The sequence below is a fragment of the Pseudomonas sp. 1D4 genome (assembly GCF_001728925.1).
In the GTDB taxonomy this organism is placed as follows: Bacteria; Pseudomonadota; Gammaproteobacteria; order Pseudomonadales; family Pseudomonadaceae; genus Metapseudomonas; species Metapseudomonas otitidis.
Genome location: NZ_LXJQ01000020.1, coordinates 41,989 through 64,270, shown reverse-complemented (window position 1 = coordinate 64,270; position 22,282 = coordinate 41,989). Strand labels below are relative to the sequence as shown.

The 22,282-nt window shown below is 61.0% G+C and carries 22 protein-coding genes and 1 pseudogene; 11 read left to right on the top strand and 12 right to left on the bottom strand.

Going from position 1 to position 22,282, the window contains the following annotated elements; all coding sequences use genetic code 11:
• Positions 1–33 precede the first annotated feature (33 nt).
• Positions 34–2,541 (bottom strand): ABC transporter permease, encoded by a 2,508-nt coding sequence (locus A7D27_RS12460; protein ID WP_069565089.1) that lies wholly within the window; start codon positions 2,539–2,541, stop codon positions 34–36.
• Positions 2,542–2,546: 5 nt separating this feature from the next.
• Entirely contained in the window at positions 2,547–3,230 is a 684-nt protein-coding gene (locus A7D27_RS12455; RefSeq protein WP_069565076.1) for an ABC transporter ATP-binding protein, read from the bottom strand.
• Positions 3,231–3,241: 11 nt separating this feature from the next.
• Between A7D27_RS12455 and A7D27_RS12450 the strand changes: the two genes are divergently transcribed.
• The gene (locus A7D27_RS12450; RefSeq protein ID WP_069565075.1) at positions 3,242–3,844 is read left to right on the top strand and encodes an arylesterase; all 603 of its coding nucleotides are present in this window, start codon (positions 3,242–3,244) and stop codon (positions 3,842–3,844) included.
• 292 nt (positions 3,845–4,136) lie between these two features.
• Here A7D27_RS12450 and A7D27_RS12445 read toward each other — a convergent pair whose 3' ends face one another.
• The 5 genes from A7D27_RS12445 to A7D27_RS12425 form a co-directional block, all read right to left on the bottom strand.
• Complete coding sequence (locus A7D27_RS12445) at positions 4,137–4,670, bottom strand: hypothetical protein (protein ID WP_177343737.1); 534 nt, start codon at positions 4,668–4,670, stop codon at positions 4,137–4,139.
• Positions 4,671–4,716: 46 nt separating this feature from the next.
• On the bottom strand, positions 4,717–5,478 hold the full coding sequence (locus A7D27_RS12440; RefSeq protein ID WP_205895076.1) for a hypothetical protein: 762 nt from the start codon (positions 5,476–5,478) through the stop codon (positions 4,717–4,719).
• Between the two features lie 275 nt (positions 5,479–5,753).
• Positions 5,754–8,009: a hypothetical protein gene (locus A7D27_RS12435; protein WP_069565073.1), complete on the bottom strand. Its 2,256-nt coding sequence runs from the start codon at positions 8,007–8,009 to the stop codon at positions 5,754–5,756.
• A 58-nt stretch (positions 8,010–8,067) separates the two neighbouring features.
• The gene (locus tag A7D27_RS12430; RefSeq protein WP_069565072.1) at positions 8,068–8,859 is read right to left on the bottom strand and encodes a hypothetical protein; all 792 of its coding nucleotides are present in this window, start codon (positions 8,857–8,859) and stop codon (positions 8,068–8,070) included.
• A 904-nt stretch (positions 8,860–9,763) separates the two neighbouring features.
• The gene (locus A7D27_RS12425; RefSeq protein ID WP_165674747.1) at positions 9,764–10,357 is read right to left on the bottom strand and encodes a BRO family protein; all 594 of its coding nucleotides are present in this window, start codon (positions 10,355–10,357) and stop codon (positions 9,764–9,766) included.
• A 285-nt stretch (positions 10,358–10,642) separates the two neighbouring features.
• Between A7D27_RS12425 and A7D27_RS12420 the strand changes: the two genes are divergently transcribed.
• Positions 10,643–11,446 carry an abortive infection family protein gene (locus A7D27_RS12420; RefSeq protein ID WP_069565070.1) on the top strand — a complete coding sequence of 268 codons (804 nt, stop codon included), beginning with the start codon at positions 10,643–10,645 and terminating at the stop codon, positions 11,444–11,446.
• A gap of 321 nt (positions 11,447–11,767) precedes the next feature.
• Here the strand turns inward: A7D27_RS12420 and A7D27_RS12415 are convergent, their stop codons facing one another.
• Both A7D27_RS12415 and A7D27_RS12410 read right to left on the bottom strand, forming a co-directional pair.
• Positions 11,768–12,112, bottom strand: a complete 345-nt coding sequence (locus A7D27_RS12415) for a hypothetical protein (RefSeq protein WP_069565069.1) — start codon at positions 12,110–12,112, stop codon at positions 11,768–11,770.
• Positions 12,109–13,593 (bottom strand): tyrosine-type recombinase/integrase, encoded by a 1,485-nt coding sequence (locus A7D27_RS12410; RefSeq protein ID WP_069565068.1) that lies wholly within the window; start codon positions 13,591–13,593, stop codon positions 12,109–12,111. The genes A7D27_RS12415 and A7D27_RS12410 overlap by 4 nt, the downstream gene beginning before the upstream one ends.
• Positions 13,594–13,639: 46 nt before the next feature.
• Here A7D27_RS12410 and A7D27_RS12405 point away from each other — a divergent pair.
• From A7D27_RS12405 to A7D27_RS12395, 3 genes and pseudogenes are all read left to right on the top strand, one after another.
• Positions 13,640–13,927: pseudogene (locus tag A7D27_RS12405) on the top strand (arylesterase); the annotation flags it as partial.
• Between the two features lie 56 nt (positions 13,928–13,983).
• Complete coding sequence (locus tag A7D27_RS12400) at positions 13,984–14,265, top strand: hypothetical protein (protein ID WP_044401521.1); 282 nt, start codon at positions 13,984–13,986, stop codon at positions 14,263–14,265.
• Between the two features lie 70 nt (positions 14,266–14,335).
• Positions 14,336–15,295: a L,D-transpeptidase family protein gene (locus A7D27_RS12395; protein ID WP_069565067.1), complete on the top strand. Its 960-nt coding sequence runs from the start codon at positions 14,336–14,338 to the stop codon at positions 15,293–15,295.
• Between the two features lie 125 nt (positions 15,296–15,420).
• Here A7D27_RS12395 and oprI read toward each other — a convergent pair whose 3' ends face one another.
• Positions 15,421–15,672: an outer membrane lipoprotei OprI gene (gene oprI / locus A7D27_RS12390; protein WP_011335311.1), complete on the bottom strand. Its 252-nt coding sequence runs from the start codon at positions 15,670–15,672 to the stop codon at positions 15,421–15,423.
• Between the two features lie 442 nt (positions 15,673–16,114).
• On the opposite strand from oprI, the gene A7D27_RS12385 reads away from it, so the two are divergent.
• Positions 16,115–17,386, top strand: a complete 1,272-nt coding sequence (locus tag A7D27_RS12385) for a hypothetical protein (protein ID WP_069565066.1) — start codon at positions 16,115–16,117, stop codon at positions 17,384–17,386.
• Between the two features lie 18 nt (positions 17,387–17,404).
• A complete protein-coding gene (locus tag A7D27_RS12380; RefSeq protein ID WP_069562002.1) occupies positions 17,405–17,686 on the top strand; it encodes a GNAT family N-acetyltransferase in 282 nt (93 codons plus the stop codon).
• A 59-nt stretch (positions 17,687–17,745) separates the two neighbouring features.
• Here A7D27_RS12380 and A7D27_RS12375 read toward each other — a convergent pair whose 3' ends face one another.
• Together A7D27_RS12375 and A7D27_RS12370 are read right to left on the bottom strand one after the other, a co-directional pair.
• A complete protein-coding gene (locus A7D27_RS12375; protein ID WP_069562001.1) occupies positions 17,746–18,822 on the bottom strand; it encodes a 3-deoxy-7-phosphoheptulonate synthase in 1,077 nt (358 codons plus the stop codon).
• Between the two features lie 162 nt (positions 18,823–18,984).
• Complete coding sequence (locus A7D27_RS12370) at positions 18,985–19,404, bottom strand: PilZ domain-containing protein (protein ID WP_069562000.1); 420 nt, start codon at positions 19,402–19,404, stop codon at positions 18,985–18,987.
• On the opposite strand from A7D27_RS12370, the gene A7D27_RS12365 reads away from it, so the two are divergent.
• From A7D27_RS12365 to A7D27_RS12350, 4 genes are read left to right on the top strand one after another with little or no spacing between them, the layout of a single operon-like run.
• Entirely contained in the window at positions 19,405–19,788 is a 384-nt protein-coding gene (locus tag A7D27_RS12365; protein ID WP_069565065.1) for a thioredoxin, read from the top strand.
• A complete protein-coding gene (locus A7D27_RS12360; protein WP_069565064.1) occupies positions 19,788–20,747 on the top strand; it encodes a putative 2-dehydropantoate 2-reductase in 960 nt (319 codons plus the stop codon). The genes A7D27_RS12365 and A7D27_RS12360 overlap by 1 nt, the downstream gene beginning before the upstream one ends.
• A 9-nt stretch (positions 20,748–20,756) precedes the next feature.
• Positions 20,757–21,659 (top strand): 5'-nucleotidase, encoded by a 903-nt coding sequence (locus tag A7D27_RS12355; protein ID WP_069565063.1) that lies wholly within the window; start codon positions 20,757–20,759, stop codon positions 21,657–21,659.
• A 43-nt stretch (positions 21,660–21,702) separates the two neighbouring features.
• Positions 21,703–22,203: a universal stress protein gene (locus A7D27_RS12350; protein WP_069565062.1), complete on the top strand. Its 501-nt coding sequence runs from the start codon at positions 21,703–21,705 to the stop codon at positions 22,201–22,203.
• The last annotated feature ends 79 nt before the right edge of the window (positions 22,204–22,282 follow it).

Here is a 22,282-nt window from a genome sequence, read left to right as displayed (position 1 = left end):
GAGTCTAGCAAGGGCTCGGCGGCCACGGCAGGGTCAGCCTTCGCGCAGGACCTGAAGCGGGCTGGCAGTCAGGGCGCGGCGCGTGCCCAGCAGGCCCGCGCTGCCTACCAGCAGGGCGCCGATGACCGGCAGGAGCAGCAGCCAGGGGTGCGGTTTCCAGTCCAGGTTGAAGGCGTAGGTATATAGGAGGGCGCTGACCAGTTCGCAGCCCAGCGCCGCGAGCAGGCCGCTGCAGGCGCCGAGCAGGGCGAACTCGCGACGTCGGGCCTGTTGCAGCAGGCGCCGCTCGGCCCCCAGGGCCCGCAGCAGTGCGCCCTGGCGCAGGCGCTCGTCGAGTGTGGACTGCAGGCCGGCGAAGAGTACCGCCAGGCCCGCGGCGAGCACGAACAGCAGGACGAACTCCACCGCCACCGTCACCTGGGCGAGGATGCTGCGCAGCTGCTTGAGGATGGCTTCCACCTCCAGCAGGGTGACGGCCGGGAAGTCCCGTGCCAACTGCACCAGTTCCCGGTCGTGGCCTGGCGGCAGGTAAAAGCTGGTGAGGTAGGTGGTGGGCAGGTCGGCCAGGGAGCCGGGCGCGAAGATCATGAAGAAGTTGGGCTGGAAATTGTCCCAGTCGACGGTGCGCAGGCTGGTAATGCGCACTTCCCGCTCCATGCCTCCGACCACGAAGCTGAGGCGGTCGCCCAATTTGAGGCCGAGGTTGGTGGCGAGCTTGGCTTCCACCGAGACGCCGGGCAGGTCCCCGGGCGCTGCCTCGTTCCACCACTGGCCGGCGCTGAGGCTGTTGCCCGGCGGCAGGTCGGCGGACCAGGTGAGGCTGAGATCGCGCTGCAGGGCGCGCTCACCCTGGGAGTCTTCGGTCGCGTGTTCGTTGGCGGGCTGACCGTTGATGCGGGTCAGGCGCCCCGGGATCACCGGGTAAAGTGGCGCGGCTTGTGGAGAGAGGGCCTGGATGCGCTGGTCGAAGGTGTCCTTGTCGGCGGGCAGGACGTTGAGGACGAAGTAGTTCGGGGCGTTTTCCGGCAGTTGGTCCTGCCAGGTGTCCAGCAGTTCGCCACGCAGCAGGGCGACCAGGGCCATGGCCAGCAGGATCAGGCCGAAGGCGAGTGACTGGCCGGCGGCGGCCAGCGGGTGGCGCAGCAACTGGCCCAGACCGAGGCGCCAGGGCAGGGCGGCGCGGGCGAGTGCCCGGCGCAGGGCATTGAGCCCCAGCAGCATCAGCCCACCCAGCAGCAGGGTGGCGAGCAGCCCGCCGCCGAGCAAGGCAAGGGTCAGTTTCAGGTCCAGGCTCAGGCGCCACATGATCAGCCCGAGGGCGAGGATGGCGGCGCCGTATACCAGCCAGGCGCTGGGCGGTACGGGGAGCAGGTCGCGGCGCAGCACCCGCAGAGGCGGTACGCGGCCGAGTGCGGCCAGGGGCGGCAGGGCGAAACCGGCGAGGGCCACCAGGCCGGTGGCGATCCCCGCCAGGGCCGGAATGAAACCGCCGGACGGGACGTCCGTTGGCAGCAGCTCCCGCAGCAGGTGGAACAGACCCAGTTGGGCAAGCCAGCCGAGCAGGGCACCCACGAGGCTGGCGGCCAGACCCAGGATGGCGAGCTGCAGGGCATACAGGGTGAGCGCTTCGCGGCGTGACAGGCCGAGGCAGCGCAGCAGGGCGCTGGCGTCGAAGCGTCGGGCGGCGAAACGGGCGGCGGACAGGGCGACCGCGACCCCCGCGAGCAGCACGGCGGCGAGGCTGGCGAGGTTGAGGTAGCGCTCGGCGCGGGAGAGGGCGCCGCCGACCTGGCGGTTGCCATCGCGTGCATCTTCGATGCGCTGGTTGGCGGCGAGGGTGGGCTCAAGGGCGGCGCGGTAGCGCGCCAGGGCTTCGGCCGGGCCGCTCCACAGTTCGCGGTAGCGGACCCGGCTGCCGGGTTGCACCACGCCGGTGGCGTCGAGGTCGGCCAGGTTCATCATCAGGCGCGGGGTGAGGCTGTAGAAGTCACCGGCACGGTCGGGCTCGTAGGTGAGTACGCGGGTCAGGCGCAGGGTCTTCTGGCCGACGTCGACGCTGTCGCCGGGTTTGATGTCGAGGGCGGTGAACAGGCGTGATTCGGCCCAGGCTTCACCCGGTGCGGGGCCGGCACCGGCCTGCTCTTCAGCGTAGGGTTGGGCGGCGCTGCGCAGTTCGCCGCGCAGGGGGTAGCTGTCGTTCACGGCCTTGACGCTGGCGAGCTGGATGCCGTTGTCGCCGGCGATCACGCTGGAGAACTCCACCGCACTTGCATGGCGCAGGCCGAAGCGGGTGCCGACTTCCACCTGTTCGGCGTCTGCGGGTGAAGAGCCGCTGAGCAGCAGGTCGGCGCCGAGGAATTCGGTGGCGCGCAGCAACATCGCGCCGTTGAGGCGGGCGCCGAAGTAGCCGATGGCGCTGCTGGCGGCCACGGCGACCAGCAGGGCGAAGAACAGCACGCGCAGTTCGCCGGCGCGGGCGTCCCGTAGCAGTTGGCGCAGGGCCAGCGCGAGCAGGCGCGAGAGTGGCAGGCGTCCCTTCATTGCCATCAGGGTTCCACCCGGTCGATCAGGTGGCCGGCTTCCAGGCGAATCAGGCGCTGGCAGCGATGGGCCAGGCGTTCGTCGTGGGTGACCAGCACCAGCGTGGTGCCGCGCTCCTGGTTCATTTCGAAGAGCAGGTCGGTGATGCGCTCGCCGGTGTGGCTGTCGAGGTTGCCGGTGGGCTCGTCGGCGAAGAGTACGTCCGGCTCGGCGGCGAAGGCGCGGGCCAAGGCGACGCGCTGCTGCTCGCCGCCGGACAGTTGGCGGGGGTAGTGGGTCAGCCGCTGGCCGAGGCCGACCCGTTCGAGCAGGCTGCGGGCGCGCTGGCGGGCGTCGCGGTGGCCTTCCAGTTCGAGCGGCAGCATGACGTTCTCGAGGGCGTTGAGGCTGTCCAGCAACTGGAAGGACTGGAACACGAAGCCGACATGCTCGGCCCGCACGCGGGCGCGCTCATCTTCGTTCAGCCGCGAGAGGTGGTGACCGGCCAGGGTGACTTCGCCGGAGCTGGGCAGGTCGAGCCCGGCCAGCAGGCCGAGAAGTGTGGATTTGCCCGAGCCGGAGCTGCCGACGATGGCTAGGCTGTCGCCTTGCGCGAGGTCCAGGTCGAGCCCCTGGAGGATGGTCAGTTCACCTTCCGCGCTGGGGACCACTTTGCTAAGGTGCCGCGCATTGAGAATGCTTGGGCTCATTGGAGAATCCGATGCGTGGGTGGATGGGCTGCTGCCTGGGGCTGTTGCTGCTGGCGCAGGAGGCTGCGGCGGGGACCGTGCTGGTCGTCGGCGATAGTATCAGCGCCGCTTTGGGGCTGGAAACCAGCCAGGGCTGGGTCTCGCTGCTGCAGGAAAAGCTCGATTCCGAGCGTATCGATCACCGTGTGGTGAACGCCTCCATCAGCGGCGACACCAGTGCTGGCGGGGTTGCGCGACTGCCTGCGCTGCTGGGCGAGCACAAGCCGGAAGTGGTGATCATCGAGCTGGGTGGCAACGATGGCTTGCGTGGCCAGCCCCCGGCGCAATTGCAACAGAATCTTTTTGAAATGGTTCGGCAGTCGAAGGGGGTGGGCGCCAAGGTGCTCATTCTGGGGATGAAACTGCCGCCGAATTACGGTCAGCGTTACACGACAGCTTTCGCTGAAGTGTTCCCCAAGGTAGCCAGCGAGACCGGTTCGGCCTTGGTGCCTTTCCTGTTGGAAGGCGCGGCTGGCGTGCCCTCCATGATGCAGCCTGATGGAATCCATCCTGCCGCTGCTGCTCAGCCAGTGCTACTCGATAACGTCTGGCCGACACTCAAACCATTACTCTGAAGCGATCCTGAAGAAGGTCAGGAGGCGCCATCTTAGTGGCTGCCTCGTGGTGCCTGTCAACCAGATTTTCTAACAGGCTTCTAACACTTGGCCGCTCTGGGACGGGCTTTCGGATGCCATGAGGTGACCGGGCGCACGGGGGAATCTGAGCGCGTCCCTTTTATGGAATGGGGTCTCGAATTTTTGTCCCATTTTCTCAGAAGGCCATGCTAAAAGATTGTTGACTAAAATAGTCGGATACTCAAAAAGAAAGCCCCAGGACCCGAAGGTCCCAGAGCTTGGGGAGATGGCGTCAGCGCTTCTTTGGAGCCTCTTCGGCTGCTGCTTGGGTAGAGGGGGCCGACCCACCGGAGCCTTTACCAAAGGTGCCGCCCGAGGCCGTATAGGCCCCCATTCCAGCGGACGCCACATTCAGCGCGTGGGCGATCTTCGAGGTCCTAATGACTGGCGCCATGGACCTCATCTGAGCTTTGGTGTTCTCGACGTTGCCCAGTTGGTTGGCGAAGATGGTCTGATAGTCGCGCTGGTAGTTGTCCACTACGGCCATCTGTTCGCGGGACGACTGGGCGTCAGTGACCCGCTTGATGCGGTTCATTGAGTTGCCCGCAATGTTCGACTCTCCGATAGCAGCCGCGACCATGCCCCGATTCCGTATGGCCTGAAGGTTGATCTCTGTCAGTTGTTGGCGGGCTTGCTCGGCCTTGTCCTTGGCTTCCAGGGAGAGGTCCGCGTTTGCAGTGTTCATCTGCTTGATCATTTCGATCTGAGACTTACGCTGTGCGTCCTCGGCTTGCCCCTCAGCCTTGGCCTTATCGTGTGCGCCCATAGCCGCACCAGCAGTGGCCACAACGGCCATAGCGATGGATACTGGCTCACACATGGCGGACCACCTTCGGACGCTTGGTTGCCTTGCGGCGATTAGCGGCGTTCTTGCGGTCTCTCTCGGCTATGGCAGCATTGATCTCTTGAGTCTTTTCCTGAAGCCACGCGAGGCCCTTAGCGGTGACTCGGAATCCCTCATCATTGCCAAAGCCAAGCGAGCAGGACTTGAAGTAGCCTCCGGTGAAGCCCTTGGCTGCCGGCTTCAAAACTCTGCGGCCTTCGGTTGGATGTTCAGAGACAGCGAAACGCTTGGTGTGGACCAGATACTCCTTCGCTAACTGGGGCTTAGAAATCCCCGCCAGCTTGCATGCTTGCCCCCAAGGGATTCCGCTACCAGTCAGGCGCGAGTCAATGAGGTCAGCTTTGGGAATGACTCTGGATAGCTTGGTGTCTGCCGCAGCGGCTGCCAGGAGGGCCAAGCGGGCTGACAATATGGCGTCATTGCGCATGGTCACGAAGGCATAGACAACCATCAGGTAGAAATCGGTCGAGACCCACATAGCGTATGCAATGGCCCCAGCTTCGGTGGCCCATGTGCCACTGCCATCCAAGCTCCGCAAATTTCCGGAGGTCCGTAGTTCAGTGGCTACAGCGTTCCGCCATTCTGAAGGGCTCTTGGACTCCGGAAGGCTAAGCTCGCGGTGAACCTCGTTTAGGGACCACAGGTCCTCCGAGTTCGGCTTGAATGAGTGGCCCTCAATGACGATAGGCAGCCGCTCGGGCTGCTCAGCGTCCATGCTGTCGATATTCATGTTGTCGTATTTCCTTTCGATTGCTCCCCGCGTTCGCTCCCCACGACCAGCACACAGACCCACGACATTGGGGACTGGCAGCAGGCACGAGGAGCAATCGGAAAGACTGTGTTGATGGAGAAGCCCAGCGATGGGCGAGGGTGGTTGTTCATTGATGATGATCAGCACTGAGGAGAACCGATCATCACCAAGGGCAACTTTGAGAAGGCAGGGAGGAGGAACCTTAAGTAGGGAACTTTAGGTCCCCCTTCCCTATAAGTGAGGGTTTTTTCTGGTTAGCGATCCTTGAGCCCCGCTGCGCCCTCAAGGGTGCCAGTTGCTGGGTCCAGTCCACCGAATGGCGATTGCTTGCGGCGTTCCTGCTCCGCCTTGTATGCGTCGATTTTCTCCTCCGTAGCCTTACGTCTCAGTGCTTCCGCTTCCCTGCGTTTGTTCTCCTGAGTGATCTGGTAGTGATCACGTAGATAGCTCGGCGGGATCGGTGGCAGGCCAATCGAGGACAGCGGATCACTCAGCACAATCCCCCGAGGGGTCTCAGTGATCGTGATGTCCCCTTCGTTCAACCACGGGCGGGATGCGGCGATCTCCTTGACCATCTCGTTGATGATGTCGCGGCCCTTGTGCCAGCTCGTGGCGTCCTGCGGGTCAACCATTAGGGTTCGCTTCTGGAGGCGCCCCACGCTGCGTGAGTTGGACTCGAAGCCAACGGTGGTTTTGTCCAGCCACTGCTTGACCACGTTCAAAGCTCCAGTCTCGTCCCCGGTGCGGAACAGCTCAGAGTCGTACAGGGTTCGCGCTGCGTTGCGCAGGTTGGCCGGAATGAATGCCGCCACACTATCCGAGGATGTGAACAGCTCGCCCCACTTCCGTTCCTGTAAGTCGCGCTCTTCCTTGGTCAGCCCCTTCTGCTTGCGGTCAGCGTCCACCATCGTCTCGATGCCGATCCCCATGCTCTCCATGAAAGCCACACGCTCAGCCATCGCGGCCTGTTCCGGGTAGAGCGCAGCGATGGTCGCTGGGTCTGCCTGATAGATGCGCTGGAACTCACGGATGCGTCCAGTGGTTTGCTCGTTGATCTCTGCCGAGTCCGCAGCCACCAGCCCCTTGTACTGAGCCACAGCGTCAGCAGTAAGGGTCTGGAAGTGCTTGCGGAAGGGGCCGTCTGCGAAGTCAGCCCGGAGGTAGTTGAGCTTCTGCCGGTCGCGCTCAGCTTCCGTGAGGCTCATACGGTCCAGCTCAGCGAGCTTCTTCATTGCGAAGTTAGCCGCATCCTCATCCTTGAAGGTCCCGGTGTTGTCATCGGTCTCGAAGGTCCGCCAATCGGTGGACACATTGTCGCCCTGGATGCGCTGGGCGTACTTGGTCTCGAAGAGGAGCGCACGGTTGTCCGCCTTGATCTTTTTGTCCATCTCCTTGGCCCTGGTCACCGAGTCCTGTCCGATGCGAGCCAGGAGGCGCCCACGGGCTGCGTCGAGCTGCTGGGTCTGCCGGGTAACCACGTCCGTGTCCTGAATGCGGTACAGAGCGCCCTGCATCTTGCTCAGCATCGTAAGCCCCTGCTGGGGATCGGTCTGCGCCTCCGCATCCTGAAGGCCGAAGGTGAACTGCTGGGTCAGCTCACGGTTGCGGTTGAAGGCAGCCTCACCGGACTTTACCTGATAGTTCTCCAGCACCTCGGGACCCACAAGGTCACGGATTTTGACCTCACGGCCATAGACGTTGACGGTCTGCTCCGAGAGATTCTTGAAGAAGACATCAGCCCCAGGCTGGCTCGCATTGTTCGCCAGGGTTTCCTGAAGGATCGACAGGGCCATCCCCTCGGTAGGGATCGAACCGCTCTCCAGACTGCCCGAGAAGTAGGCCGCAAAGTCAGCCGGCGCGGTCTCGGAGCGGAGAAAGGACTCCCCTGCGAACATGGACCCGAGGTCCGATACTGCTTCCATCTGGGCAATCGCCTGGGCTTGTTCGCTCAGCTTCCGAGCATGCAGATCAAAGACGGCGTTGTTCCGGGTTACGATGTCAGCGTTGAAGCCCCGTTGATACGCTTGATCCGCAGGGTCAATGCCCACAGATTCCGCATAGGCTCGGGACTTACCCTCCAGGCGGGTCTGCCGGTATTCGGTCAGCTCCTGTGAGGACTTGAAGGTGCCCTGACCGATCTTCTCCCGAATCTCTGTCTCCACCTCGAAGGCAGCATTACGACCGGACTTGAATCGGAGGGCCTCCATTGCGTCCGGGTCGTCCTGATACAGGAGGGTCCCACTGGCTACAGCTTGGCGGCGCTGCTCTGGGGTCAGTTTACGAATGATCTCGTTGGATCGATCCTCGGCCAGTGATGCGGATGCTTCCTTGTAGCTGCCATACATGCGGGCGGCATTCATTCCGAAGTTAAGGAGTGCTTCTCCGACCCCATTATTACCAACAGGGGCTTGAACTGTGGTGGCCCTGTAGTTGAGCCTTCCTGTGTCGCGTAGGCGTTCGACCCCGCTGCGTTCTTGGGCGTCGATGGCCTGTGCGATGGTGTTGCGCATGGTGTCCCTCCTGGCAAACGTTGAGTTGTCTACCAGTGAGGGTTTTTGCCGTGCTCAATCAGCCCTGAGGATGTGGGATGCCGCTGTATCGACGAAACAACCGCTCCTCTACTTCTGCGCCTGCCATGCCCACTGCATCCTTATGCAGCCTGCGCCGCCAACCGTATGACAGCGCATCACACTCAGCCTGCATGCGCTCCAGTAGCGACGGGGTGGTATCGGCAGGGGCGCCAAAGCCTGGGAATCCCCTGCGAAGCGCTAACAGTTCTCGGGTTGTGCTGATCAGCCTTTTATCCAGGGCATTCGCTGCGCTCTCAAGGCGTCGCTCTCGTGCTTCTGATGCGTTGAGCCTCCGTTCAAGACGCCGGATGGTTGCCCTTAGCTGGCTGATCTCATCGGGGTAGGCGTCCGTAGCCTCAACGGCTTCGGGCGAGTCGTATAGCTCTTGAAGAACTTCATCGTTCAGCCACTCGCGAAAGAACTGCGCATGGGGAGCCTCGAAACGGAGAAGCATTCGATACGTTGCCACGCTGGATGCCAGCCATGTGTCTCCAGTTGTACGCTCAAGCCCCCAGGAGCCAATCTGTTCAGGGTTCTCAACGGCATGCAGCACTTCGCGCAATTGTAGAAACCCTACCCCGGAGGTGGCTTCCATGGTCATGACAGTAGCTGCCGAAGGGTTGGCTATATGGCACACCTCCGCGACCTGATTGACGATAAAGGCCAGATCGAAGTCCTCATGACCAATCAGGATAGCCAGTGGCTTGCCCCCGAAAGTTCGCGTGATGACTCTCAGAGGGCGCGGCGGGGTGCTGTTTGAAGGGGAGGGGGTTATGGGTGGTTCGTACACAGTAAAGCTCCTACGGAAAAGTCCTTAGGCCCAGAGCGGCTTTACGTTGTGTTTCGTTGCTTTGCGTTTTGTTGGCGGCGAGCCTTGAAATCCACCCGATGCCGACTTGCTTCGGGCTTAGCCACGTAATTATCGCATAGTGCTCCTCGCCGATCTTCGTTCAGCTAACAGACGGAAGGGTAGATGTAAGATGCTGCTGCTGGCGCATGCGCTACTGAAGGGACTGCAATATGCTTAAAGCACTCATGATGGGATGTCTTCTCCTGGTCGCTGCGCAGTCATCTGCGGAATGGGCGCACCCCTGGGAGCCAGGTGAGGACATCGAGGGGTTTTATGAGACTTACTGCGGCCAGTCGGACCTGACAGAGCATTACTTCTCCGGGCTTAGCCCAGAGCATCGAGCGGCCCTGGGTAAACTGCTAATTGAGGTGCTCTGGGCTGATGTGTCGGACTACATACTGGGGATTGAGGGCTCTAACACGGATGCAGCTGTCAGACGCCTAAAGGAGGTGGGTTCACCAGTTTCCCCGGCCTTGGTAAGTATGCAACTTGCTGTGGCCCAAGAGCCAATGCGGGGGCGTTTCGTTTACGCCCACAACCGTAACCTTGAGCAGCGGGAGGGAGTGCTCAAGCACTTTCAAGCTTTAGCCCAGTCGGATGTCGTACTCGCAGGCGCGATGCTGACCTATTTAGACTGTCGTTTCGTTCAAAACGCGAAGTCCCTTGACCCGATGGTTCAATCCCGAATTGAGAGCATTAAGACGATCCGTTTGCCATCTCAAGTTCCACGCGCAGCACATGGTGGAGGTTACGAGGGGGGCTCCGGCTGTAGGTGTGGAAGCGGGAATTACTGCTATGGGCCGAGAGGCGGGCGCTTCTGCATTACCTCAGGCGGAAACAAGGACTACCGTTGATTCCAGCTCCCGGTAGATATGCCTTTTGAAGCCCGACAGATCGTCATAAAGGGCCACCCAGGCTGGCCCTCGTAGGGACTCACTTCGACCACCGGAGCCTCAAGGCTGAACGTCTTCGCTTGCAGCTCCTGGCGCAGGGACACGATCTCGCCGCGCAGGGACTTCAGTTCGTCCATGATGGCCAGGGCGATAGGGTTCTCGGAGTCGGCTGCGTTGTACTTGCCGGTCTGCTCGATGGCCGGGAGTACCTCTTCGGTGACCCACTTGCGGAAAGGCTCAGAGGCTGGTGCATGGCCCCGGAGGAGCATCTGGTAAGCCTCGGCGTCCGTGAAAAACACCGTGATGTTCTTTATGTTCCGACCCTTAGCGTCCTTTGGGAGACTGGTAGATAATTCCTCTACCAGTACGTCTTTCAGGTAGACCCCTGCGCGGTGGTGGAGACGGTGGAGACGAACGCTGCTTTTAGGGTCACGAAGCCCGCTGGCCTTGGCTATCTGGGTGGCGATGAAGAGCATCCTGTAGTCTGGGTGCCCCACGAGGACATCCAGTTCAATGCCCATGAAGTTCCTCTTTTCAAACTTCATGCTATTTGCTGCGCTCATACCGACACCTCAATGCGGCCCAGGATGTCCGAGAGCTTGTAGACGTAGGTAGTGGTCTGGTCGATGGTGACCGAGAGGGTTCCCATGCAGCCGCTGTCGATGCTGTAGGTGGGTCCATGCCAGGGATGTTAACCTGCGGCAGTCGTTGCCCGAGAAGCAGTGGAGGCTGGTGTGATTCGAGGTATTTTCGATGTGTTTTCTCGCCGCCAGGGGAATCAAAACGCCGTAAGGAAGGAGCTGACGGAGACATTCCGAGGCAGAACTCTGATGCTGTTCCGAGATGCCACACACGGTGGGATTTATCAGTTCTTGGACGTTCTTCACGATAGGTTCGCGTATCTACTCGGACGCCACAGCCTCACAGGACAGCGTTACAACAGGCCCCACGAGGACCTACTGGCGTACTTGGAGCACTGTGAAGACGAGCAGTTCTTGAACTTTATTGAGTATGCGCTGCGTTACGATTGCGGTCAGTACCTTGGGGCGAACCGAGATGCAGTTGTCGAGCGGCTCAACGAATTTCTGATGATTGATGACCTTCCGTACCATGTCGTTCCTCAGGTCTGGGAGCACAAATACGACAGCGATGGACAGTGTAGGTCGATGGTGTTTCGAGAGGAGGCCAAGGTCATTCCAAAGGACAGCCAGCTCCTTCACGAGACCGCTATACAGCCTGCCTTGGAGGTTCTTAGGACGCCAGCGTTCTTAAATGCTAACTCGGAGTTCATGGCCGCGCTCGAAGACTACCGGCACCGCAAATTCGGCGACTGCGTGACGAAATGCAACAGCAGCTATGAAAGCGTGATGAAAGTCATTTGTGGCCAGAAGGGCTTTGGTTACTCGCAGGGCGACACAACCTCTAAGCTTCTGAAAACCATCATGGACAAGGCAGGTTTAGACGCGTTTTGGGAGCAGCCGTTACTCATCATTGGGACATTGAGAAATCGGATCAGCACTTCGCACGGTGCCGGCGAGGTCGAAAAGGTTGTGCCCGAGCATGTAGCGAAAGCTGTAATCAACCTCACGGCGTCCGCAATCGTCTTCCTTCACGACCACGCGTATCGCTCTTGAGTCCCTGCTTAAGGCCAGCCCCGCAAAGAGCTGGCTTTGAGCACCGCCTACGGGTTCTTCTCCCCATGATGCCGAAGGAGCTTTCGCTTCCAGTCGGTGTCCAGCATGCACACGAAGATCACAATGGACAGGGCGAGGACGCCCAGGAACTGCCAGAGACTCATTGGTCTACCCACGGATTAGGCTTCTTGATGGCTGAGCCGTCTTTGTCTGCCGGCTTGCGAAGACTTAGGGCTAAAGCCGTAAGGCTCATTACAGCCCGGACAGCCCAGTAGACCGCAAGGGCACCGCATAGCCACTGAAGGCAGGTCAAGAAGAGGCTCATGCGGTCGCTCCTCGTGGTGCCGAGAGAATCCCATGGACCTTGGCGAGCAGGGCAGCGGTATCCAGATACTCAGCTCTGCGCTCTGGGTCTTCATTAGCGGCAGCCAGGAAGGCACGACTATCGGCTTGGAGGCTGTCCATGTACTCCTGCTGGTCGAGCGTCAAAAGCTCTTGCTCATAGTCCCGAAGCGCCTTTCCTGCTTGTCGGATCAGCTTTCGTACTTGCTCACGGTTCTGTTGAGCGTCCTTGCCTTTGGCCTTCTTGCCGTCCTGGCAGTTGGGGCAGTCCTCAAGGGCCAGCAGGGATCGAAGAGAGTTCACCATGGCTTGCTGCGTGTTCATTGGGCGTCCCCCATCAGCCCCTGCTTGATTGCCGCATAGACCTTCGGGATAGGTGATCCTGAACCATATACGTTGTATGCGATGGTGCCTGAAGATTGGCCAGCAGCGGCCTGGGCGTGAGCCACGGGGACACCTGCGGCCTCCATAGAGGAAATCAGGTGATGCCGCAGTGAATGGAGCTTCTGATTGTCTCCTTTACTGTCGCCGAGGATGTCTTTCAGCATGCTGTTGAGTTGCTTGCTGGCGCGACCGGGCGTGACCCCATTGTCAGAGGGCAGGGCGCCCGCATCGACCGCACGTAGGAAAACCGACAGGTCAAATCCGAGGGCTCCATCTACAAGAGGCACAAGGCGCTTGCTGTGCTTGTTCTTGATGGATTTACCGCCAGTGTCTTCGTTGATGTCGATGCACCACAGGCCGTCTACCTGCTTGATGTCGGCTTTGGTCAGGTAGCTGATTTCACCCACACGGGCCCCGGTGATAGCCGCCAGGGATAAGGCCCAGCGCTGCCAGGAGGACTCGGGAAGGGTATCTACATGGTCCATCAGGGCGACCACTTGATCCCGAGTGAAAGCTACCCGCTCGCTGTCCGCTCCCTTGGTGATCTTGAGCTTATCCGCGTACTGCTTGGTGAGTTTGTCCGTCCTGACCGCCCAGCTCATTACTGCTTGCAGCTTGGCCCATAGGTTGTTCACCGTGGACGCCTTACGGCCTTCCAGCAGCTTGTCACGTAGTCTGGTCATATCCTCGCGAGTGTGGCCCCGGAGGTCTGTCACGCCGATGGCCTCGAAAGCCCGCCCGATGTTCGTGTGGACTGTGATTGCAGCTTTCCGGCTGGACTCTTTGAGGTTGATGCTGTGTTCGGCCATGTAGAGAGCCGAGAGGTCACCCCAGGTCAGAGGTTCTTGAGGGGGGCTTACAGATAGGGAAGGGGAAAGGTCAGTCTGACTATCATGGGTTGCTTTTTGATTGAGCTGATCAATGATCTTTACCAGCGCCCCCGAGCGGCCCTCAATGCGAGCATTGGCAGCGGCCATGATGCTTTGACCGATAGCTACAGCTCTATGCTGGACAACGCTCAGGTCACCCTGTTTGCTGATCTGCCGAAGAGCCCCGTACATCTCCCGATAGAACTCGCTATGCGCGATGTCCACCCCGAAGTTCCCATGAGCGATCTCCAGGCACTCCTCAACGATGGCGGCCAGTCGCTCCTTGAGCTGCTCCCAGGTCGCATCGGGTTTATCAAGGTGGAAGTAGGCGAGCGCCCTCTGGATGTTGCTGGAGATTTGCATGGCTGTGCTTCGGTCGCTGGTCCGCAGGGACACGGTGAAGGAGGAGTACGGCAGTCCTTGGGTGCGGATGCGCAGGTAGTAACGCCCGTTTCGTCTGTAGTGCCATGGCTTAGCCAGGACGGTGGTGAGCTTCGGGCGGTCGCTTTCTAACAGGTTTGTAACACTTTGGGCACTGATTTGACTGGTCATTGGCTGGAACCCTTGAGTTTGTGGGGTTCCTGTCCTTCAGTCGGGATTGCAACAGAATCTTGCCTCGATGGTTGAGCAGTCCCGGCAGGCGGGCGCCAAGGTGCTGGTGCTGGGCATGCGCCTGCCGCCGAACTATGGCAAGCGCTACACCGATGCGTTCGCTCGCGTGTTCAGTGATGTGGCCAAGGAACAGCAGGTGCCGCTGGTGCCGTTCTTTCTCGAAGGCGTCGGGGGCGTGGAGGGCATGATGCAGGCCGACGGTATCCATCCGGCGGCCGGTGCCCAGCCAAGGCTGTTGGAAAACGTCTGGCCGTCGCTCCAGCCGCTGCTTTGAGGCTTTTCCGGGACCGGGCTTTCGGCTAATGTTGCGCACCCGCTCCGGAGTCCCCCATGCCTCGCCCTGCCTGGTCCCTGCACGCCTATAAGCTGATCGAGCCAGACGAGCAGCTCGACCTGTTCGCCTGCCGTGAGGTTCGCTTGCACCTGGTGGCGCGCCAGCTCGAGCTGGGGGGCTACGCCGACCGTACTTTGTGCGGCGGATTGCTGCCGGCCATGCCCCGTTGGTGCGAGGTGGGCCGCAGCCTTCTGCAGGACCGCCGGTTGTGCCCGTTCTGCAAGCAGGAACTCGAGGCGCAGCGCGACGGCAAGCGGCCGGAGTGGCCTGACAGCTAGCCTCCCGGCGGTTGGCGGGCCGGTGTACAATCTGCCACTCATTTTTCAACCCTCAGCCAAGGATTCCCGGATGTTGTCGCGCGTTCCCGCCGTCGCCCGTACCCTGTCTCTGGCCGCCGCTGTGCTAGCCGGTAACGCCGCAGCACTGGAGCTGCCTCTGCCGCCCCCCGGGGAAGATATCGTTGGCCAGGTCCAGGTGATCAAGGCCAAGTACGAGGACACCTTCGCCGATATCGGCTCGGCCAACGACCTGGGCTACCTGGAGATGGTTGCGGCCAATCCCGGCGTTGATCCCTGGCTGCCGGGCGAAGGCGCCGAGATCATCCTGCCGACCCGCTTCATTCTGCCGCCGGGGCCGCGCGAGGGGATCGTGATCAACCTCGCCGAATACCGCATGTACTACTTCCCGAAAGGGCGGAACGTGGTGCACACCTATCCGCTGGGTATTGGCCGAGAAGGCTGGGGCTCGCCGATCAGCACCACCAAGATCACCGCCAAGACGCCGAATCCGGCCTGGTACCCGCCCAAGTCGATCCGTGAAGAGCACGCTGCCGATGGCGACCCGCTTCCGACCGTGGTGCCGGCGGGCCCGAACAACCCTCTCGGTCCGTTCAAGTTCACTCTCGCTCTGCCGGGTTACCTGATCCACGGCTCCAACAAGAAGTTCGGCATCGGGATGCGTGTCAGCCATGGCTGCTTCCGGATGCTTAACAACAACGTGCTGGAGCTGGCCAGGATGGCGCCGGTGGGTACGCCGGTCCGCGTGATCAACGAGCCGTACAAGTTTGGTGTCAGCAACGGCAAGATCTACCTGGAGGCCCATGCACCGCTGGACGACCATGGCGATCCGTCGGTAGTCGACAAGCACACTGCGGTGATCAATGCGCTGCTCAAGCGCGAGGATCTGGTCAACACCATCCGCCTGGACTGGGACGTGGTGCGTGAGGTAGTGGCAGCCGAGGATGGTTTGCCGGTGGAGATCGCCGAGCCTTCGACGTCGGTCGCTGCCAGCGCTCCGCCTTCACTCTGATCGTTTTTCACAAAACCCGTTGCTCTATTTGAGTGGCGGGTTTTTTATCGCCTGTACTTTTGTTTCTGCAATAAAAAACCGACCCAGTTGCCTGGGTCGGTTTCAGGTAAAAGCCTTGTGGGCTATTACTTGCGACTGGCTTTTTCCAGCATGCGCAGAGCGCGCTCGTTAGCCTCGTCAGCGGTCTGCTGGGCTTTCTGAGCAGCGGCCAGAGCTTCGTCAGCCTTGCGGTAGGCTTCGTCAGCACGGGCTTGAGCACGAGCAGCTGCGTCTTCAGTAGCGGTCAGACGAGCTTCGGTTTCTTTGGAGGCGCTGCTGCAACCGGTGGCCAGAACAGCAGCCAGAGCCAGAGCAGAGAATTTCAGAACGTTGTTCATCGTGTTCCCCTTTAAGGTGGATATTTCCATTAAAAGCAATTCCCCGAGCGTGGGAAATTAGCCGGCGTACATACTACCCATAACTTGTAGTAAGTAAACTGACGGGGCGCAAGGCGGACACTTTTTTTCACCTAGGCTGCCTTTTTACCCCACTGGCCGCGGGCGCTTGAGCAAAAAACGACCAAAAAGCCGGGCTTCGTCACAAGCGAAGTTCAAATTCTAGTCGTTGTATGTGGGGCTGAGCTGTTGAGTCGGCTGCTGTGGGTTATCGATAAGTTGAATTGACTTGTCAGCGCTTGGCAGCAAGTTGCCGTCATACGTGTTCTTAGGTGAACTTCTTCACGTAATGGAAAAGTGTTTGTAGCGACCCCAGGGGGTGGATGGTGGCACCTTGGGCGCACTGATAAGCTCGTCGCATTTTTACGGCCTCAAGGACGGCGTCATGGCAAAAATTCTCAAGTGGACAGTGCTGGGCGTTCTGGCGCTGGCTGTCCTGATCAAGGGTTCTTTGTGGCTCTCTGTGCGTTCCATCATGAATGAGGCGGTTACGAAGCTCTCGCCTGTGATGGACATCAGCTACGGCGGCATCACGTCGTCGTTCGATGGCCGTGTCGGTCTGGAGAACGTCACGATCCGCGTTCCTGCCCTGGGCGACAGCCTGCAGGTGCAGCACGCGCAACTGCGCTTCAACGGGCTTCGTGAGCTGCTGAGTTTCAAGGAGCGTCTGGAGGAGGGGAAGCTGCCCAAGCAGATGTCCGTCGAGCTCAAGGGGCTGCAACTGGCAGTCCATGGTCCGTTCATGCAGCAGTTGTATGATGCGCCGGCCGAGCGCAGCATCTTCACCGCGATGAGCGAGGTGGCCTGCGGCAAGGTGAGCCACATCGGGACCAACGAATTGCTGGACATGGGCTACCGGACGTTTGAAACCGATGCCCAGTTCTCTTACCAGTTGGAAGAGGGCGCCAAACGCCTGACCTTCAACCTCAAGGCTGACACCCGCGACATGGGTGATACCCGTCTCAGTCTGTCCCTGATCAACATGCCGGACAATCCGGGCGACCTGCGGGTCAACCCGCCGCGCGTCTCCAGCGTGGTGTTCGAGCTGAACGACAACCAGTATCAGCGCAAGGTGCAGGATTTCTGTGCCGGCAAGCTCGGTCAGTCGCGCGAAGCCTACCTCAAGACGGCGGTGGAGCAGTTCGACCGCAACCTGCGTGCCCAGCGTGTCGCGCTCGAGCCTGCTGTGCTGGCAGCCTACGGTCGTTATCTGAGCGATCCACAGGCCCTGCGCCTTGAGCTGAGCCCGAGCGAGGGCATGGCCTGGGAGGGCCTGGAGTTCTTTGAGCCAAAGGACGTGATCGGCATGCTGCGCCCGGTGTTGTTGGTCAACCAGGAGGCGGTGCAGCCAATCGGTTTCTCCTGGGTCGATATCACCAAACGGCCGGAAATGAAGGGCGACGAGAGGGTGTCTGCCGCAGTCGAAAAAGATGAAAACGCCGGTGCCTCGCCGCGCTACGAGTTCGTCCAAGTCTCCGATCTGGCGAGATACAAGGGTAAACGCCTGCAATTCATCACCTATGATGGCGCCTATTACCAGGGTGTATTACACAAGGTGGAGAACGGTAAGGCGTTCCTCAGTGTCCAGTTTGGGTCCGGTTCGGCTGAAATGTTCCTTCGGCTCGAAAAGATAGATAAGGTACGGGTGATGTTTTAAACCCACAGAGGAGTTGCGATGAGCGAGGCGCTGTCCATCCATCATGACCAGGCAGGTCACCAGTTCGAGACCACCGTGGATGGTCACCGTGCTTACCTGGCCTATATGGATCTCGGCAAGCAGACCCTGGATATCTACAGGACCTTCGTGCCGAACGCGCTGCGCGGGCGTGGCATTGCTGCGGCGCTGACCGAGAAGGCGCTGAACTTTGCCGAAGACCAGGGCTACACCGTGATTCCCTCGTGCTCCTATGTAGAGCGTTATATCGAGCGCCGCCAACGCCACGCTCCGAAGGAGTGAAGAGCGCTAGAACAAAAACGCCGGGCAAAGCCCGGCGTTTTTGTTCTAGCGGCAGCCCTTCAGGCGCGCTTGCGCTTGGGCAGCACGTCCTTGAGCTTGGCGTGCATGGAGCGCAGGGTCTTCTCGGTGGTATCCCAGTCGATGCAAGCGTCGGTGATGGAGACGCCGTACTGCAGCTGGTTGAGGTCCTTCGGGATGGATTGCGCACCCCATCCCAGGTGGCTTTCCACCATCAGGCCGACGATGGAGTTGTTGCCCTCCAGTATCTGGTTGGCGACGTTGTCCATTACCAGTGGCTGCAGCGACGGGTCCTTGTTGGAGTTGGCGTGGCTGCAGTCGACCATGATGTTCGGCTTGATGCTGGCCTTGGTCAGGGCCTGTTCGCAGACGGCTACGCTGACCGAGTCATAGTTCGGCTTGCCGTTGCCGCCACGCAGCACCACGTGGCCATAGGCGTTGCCTTTGGTTGTGACGATGGAGACGCCGCCTTCCTGGTTGATACCGAGGAAGCGATGCGGGCTGGATACCGACTGCAGGGCGTTGATGGCTACCGTCAGGCTGCCGTCGGTGCCGTTCTTGAAGCCCACCGCCGAGGACAGGCCGGAGGCCATCTCGCGGTGGGTCTGGGATTCGGTGGTGCGAGCGCCGATGGCCGACCAACTGATCAGGTCCTGCAGGTACTGCGGCGAGATCGGGTCCAGGGCCTCGGTAGCAGTCGGCAGGCCTTTTTCGGCCAGATCACGAAGGAGCTGGCGGCCGATGTGGAGGCCATCCTGGATCTTGAAGGAATCATCCAGGTAAGGATCGTTGATCAGGCCTTTCCAGCCGACGGTGGTGCGGGGCTTCTCGAAGTACACGCGCATGACCAGGAACAGCGTGTCGGAAACCTCGGCAGCCAGGCTTTTGAGGCGGTCAGCATATTCGTGGGCGGCCTTGATGTCGTGGATGGAGCAGGGCCCCACCACCACGAACAGGCGGTGGTCCTTGCCGTCGAGGATGTCGCGGACCACCTGGCGGCCGTGGGCGACGGTCTGCAGGGCAGCACCCGTCAGGGGGATTTCGCGTTTCAGTTGCGCCGGGGTGATCAGGGTCTCGTTGGAGGCAACGTTCAGGTCGTCGATCGGTAAATCAGCCATCGTGCTAGTCATTGGAGTTCAGTCGTCGGGTCACGGGTGCTTGACCGCCACCATCCCCCGAGCGGCGGAGCACGGCATTGAAGGCGTGGCAGGGACGCGGAACCTTAACGCTTTAGGCGGTGGCTAGACAATGGCGCCAAGGTTGCAATTGGGCGGAAGCAATCAGTTCAGGCTGGAAGCCGAGTACTCGATGGCGTGCTGGGCAATCCACTCCTCGGCGATCTGCTCGATGGGCTGCGGTTCTCCCGATTCCGCCTCGCGCTGCTTGCGGTAGGCCTCGATCTGGCAGACCTGCTCCACCATGCGGGCGCGGAACAGAGACTCCTCGTCGGTGAAGCAGATGCCGACGAGGTAGTCGTCCGGCTGCTTGCGGCACCACGCCACCACTCCTGGGCAACTGGCCTGCTCGCCCAGGAGTGGGATGCGCAGCTCGATTGCGGTGCCCTTGCGGAAGCCTCTTATGGAGTTGCACGCCACGCCGCCGAGGCTGATATTGTGCAGCCGCTGTCGCGGCAGGAAGTTGTGCTTGCGCAGAACCAGTTCGACCGGCAGGTCGCTGGGGTGACGCAGGAATCGGCGCATATGAGGACTCCTTTGTGCCAGTGGTCTGGCCTGGTTGGAGAATACGGCTTGCATGAGATCGAGTTGAGCGACTTCGACGCTGATCAGCGTCTGCTCAGTCTGCCCGGAGCCTCCTTGCTGATATTTACCAGCATAGGCTGTGCCAGTTGCCGTTGGGCGCGCCGCCATTTGCCGGGGCTCGACCTGGCCGTCGACCGGTTGTGCTGGATAGACGCTGCCGATAACGGTGGTTTGGTCCAGCGCTACGAGGTGTTCCACCTTCCCGCCCTGTTCCTGGTGCGGGATGGCCAATTTCTTGGCGCCCTGCACAGTACGCTGCGTGGCGCTGATCTGAACGAGAGCCTGGCCGTTGCCCATCAGCGCCAGGCAGAGGAGCTGCCTTGATGAGTGTGACCCCATCCCCCCGTATCGGCATCATCGGCACTGGCGCCATTGGGGGGGTCTACGGTCTGCTGCTTGCCCGCGCCGGATTCGATGTGCATTTCCTCTTGCGCAGTGAGTATGAAACCGTCAGCCGCCAGGGGCTGCGCTTGTCCAGTGTCGTTCACGGCGAGTTGGCGCTGCACCCGGTGAATGCATACCGGCATGCAGCGGCGATGCCCCCATGCGATTGGTTGCTGGTGGGGGCAAAGACCACCAGCAATGCCGAGCTGGCACCGCTGATCAGCCAGGTTGCCGTACCAGGTGCCAAGGTGGTGCTGTTGCAGAACGGCCTTGGGGTGGAGGAGACGTTGCGCCCCCTGCTGCCCGAGCACCTCAATCTGCTGGGCGGGCTCTGTTACATCTGCGTCCACCGCGAGGGTCCGGGTCATGTGGTGCATCAGTCTCTCGGTGCCGTGAACCTTGGCTACCACAGTGGCCCTGCTACCGAAGCTGCCGAGCGCATGGCGATTCTCGAGGAGGGAGTGGGTTTCTTCAGGGCCGCCGGGCTGGACTCTGCCGCCATGCCCAGTCTTGAGCAGGCGCGCTGGCAGAAGCTCGTGTGGAACGTTCCTTATAACGGACTTTCCGTTCTGCTCAATGCGGGGACCACCGCGCTGATGGCCAATCCGGACAGCCGCGCACTGATCCAGGCACTGATGCAGGAAGTGGTGGAGGGCGCCGTGGCCTGCGGGTATACCCTGCCGGAGGGCTTTGCCGGCAAGCTGCTGGCATCGACGGACCGCATGCCTGACTACCTGCCCAGCATGTATCACGACCACGTGCAGCAGCGGCCTCTTGAACTCGAGGCTATTTATGCGGCTCCTCTGGCCGCCGCAGGAGCAGCGGGGTGTGACCTGCCCCGAATCCGGGCGCTTTACCAGGCGCTGCGTTTCATCGATATGCGCAACCGTGAGGAGTGAGTGGCGAGGATGAGCGCGCTGAACGACAAGCTGGTGCTGGCGATTTCCTCCCGGGCGCTCTTCGACCTGGATGACAGTCATCGCGTCTATGAGTCGGAAGGGATCGAAGCCTATCGCCAGTATCAGATCGAGCACGAGGACGAACTGCTGGAGCCGGGTGATGCCTTTCCCCTGGTACACAAGTTGCTGGCCCTCAATGAGCAGCTCGCCCAGGCGCGCGTGGAGGTGATCTTGGTCTCGCGCAACAGCGCGGACACCGGCCTGCGGGCGTTCAACTCGATCCAGAAGCACGGCCTGGCAATCTCTCGCGCAGCCTTTTCCGGTGGTCGCAGCCCCGGACCTTACCTGAAAGCGTTCGGCTGCCACCTGTTCCTCTCTACCCATGTGGAGGACGTCCGGGTGGCGCTGCAGGCGGGCTTCGCGGCGGCGACCATTCTCCCCGGCGCACCTCGCAGGGCGTCCAGCAGCGAGTTGCGCATCGCTTTCGATGGCGACGCTGTGCTGTTTGCCGATGACGCTGAACGTGTCTACCAGTCCGGCGGGCTGGCTGCATTCCAGGCCCATGAGCGTGAGGCAGCGTTGAGGCCGCTGGACGGTGGACCGTTCAAACCCTTTCTCTCGGCACTTAACCAGTTGCAGCGCGAATTGCCCGTGGATGGGTGCCCGATTCGAACCGCGTTGGTGACCGCGCGCTCTGCTCCGGCCCATGAGCGAGTGATCCGCACCCTGCGTGATTGGGATATTCGCCTGGACGAGTCGTTCTTCCTCGGGGGGCTCGAGAAGTCCGCTATTCTCGATGCCTTTGGCGCCGATGTATTCTTCGACGACCAGGCCGGCCATTGCGAGAAAGCCCGCGAAGTGGTCGCCACCGGGCATGTACCGCATGGCGTGAGCAACGAGCCGAAGATCTGACTAAGCTGATGCGAGGCCCGCCAAGCAGGCAGTAGGAGGCCTCATGATTCGCTCGATCCTCTATGCGACCGACCTCGGGTTGTATTCGCCTTATGTCCTTCAACACGCCCTTTCCCTTGCCAAGGCCCACAAGGCTGAACTCTACGTCGTACATGCAGTGGAGCCCCTCGGGCTGTTCGCCGAATCCGTCCTGCAGACGTACCTGGATGAGACGCTGTTGAAGGAACTGCGTGCCCAGGGCCTGGGTACGGTGATGGCCAGCATCGAGCAGCGTGTACTCGAAGGCTTTCGCGACGAGATCGGTGAAGCGGAGAACGAACTGAGCCTGATCAAGACCGTCCGGGTGGTGCAGGGGGACCCGCCACAGATGATTCTGGAAGAGGCTCAGAAACTTGGGGTCGATCTGCTGGTCGTAGGCAGTCACAGTCACGGTGCTGCGCTTGAAACGCCGCTGGGGCGCACGGCCTCCCGGCTGGTGCAGCTTTCCGAAGTGCCGGTCTATCTGGTGCCTATGCTCCAGCACCGTGGGCGGGGCGAGTTCTGAGACGCCGACGAAAGAGCGTGCAGGAAATAAAAAAACGTCTAGTTTTAAGCCTCAAACCATTAATATGGTTATAAAAGGT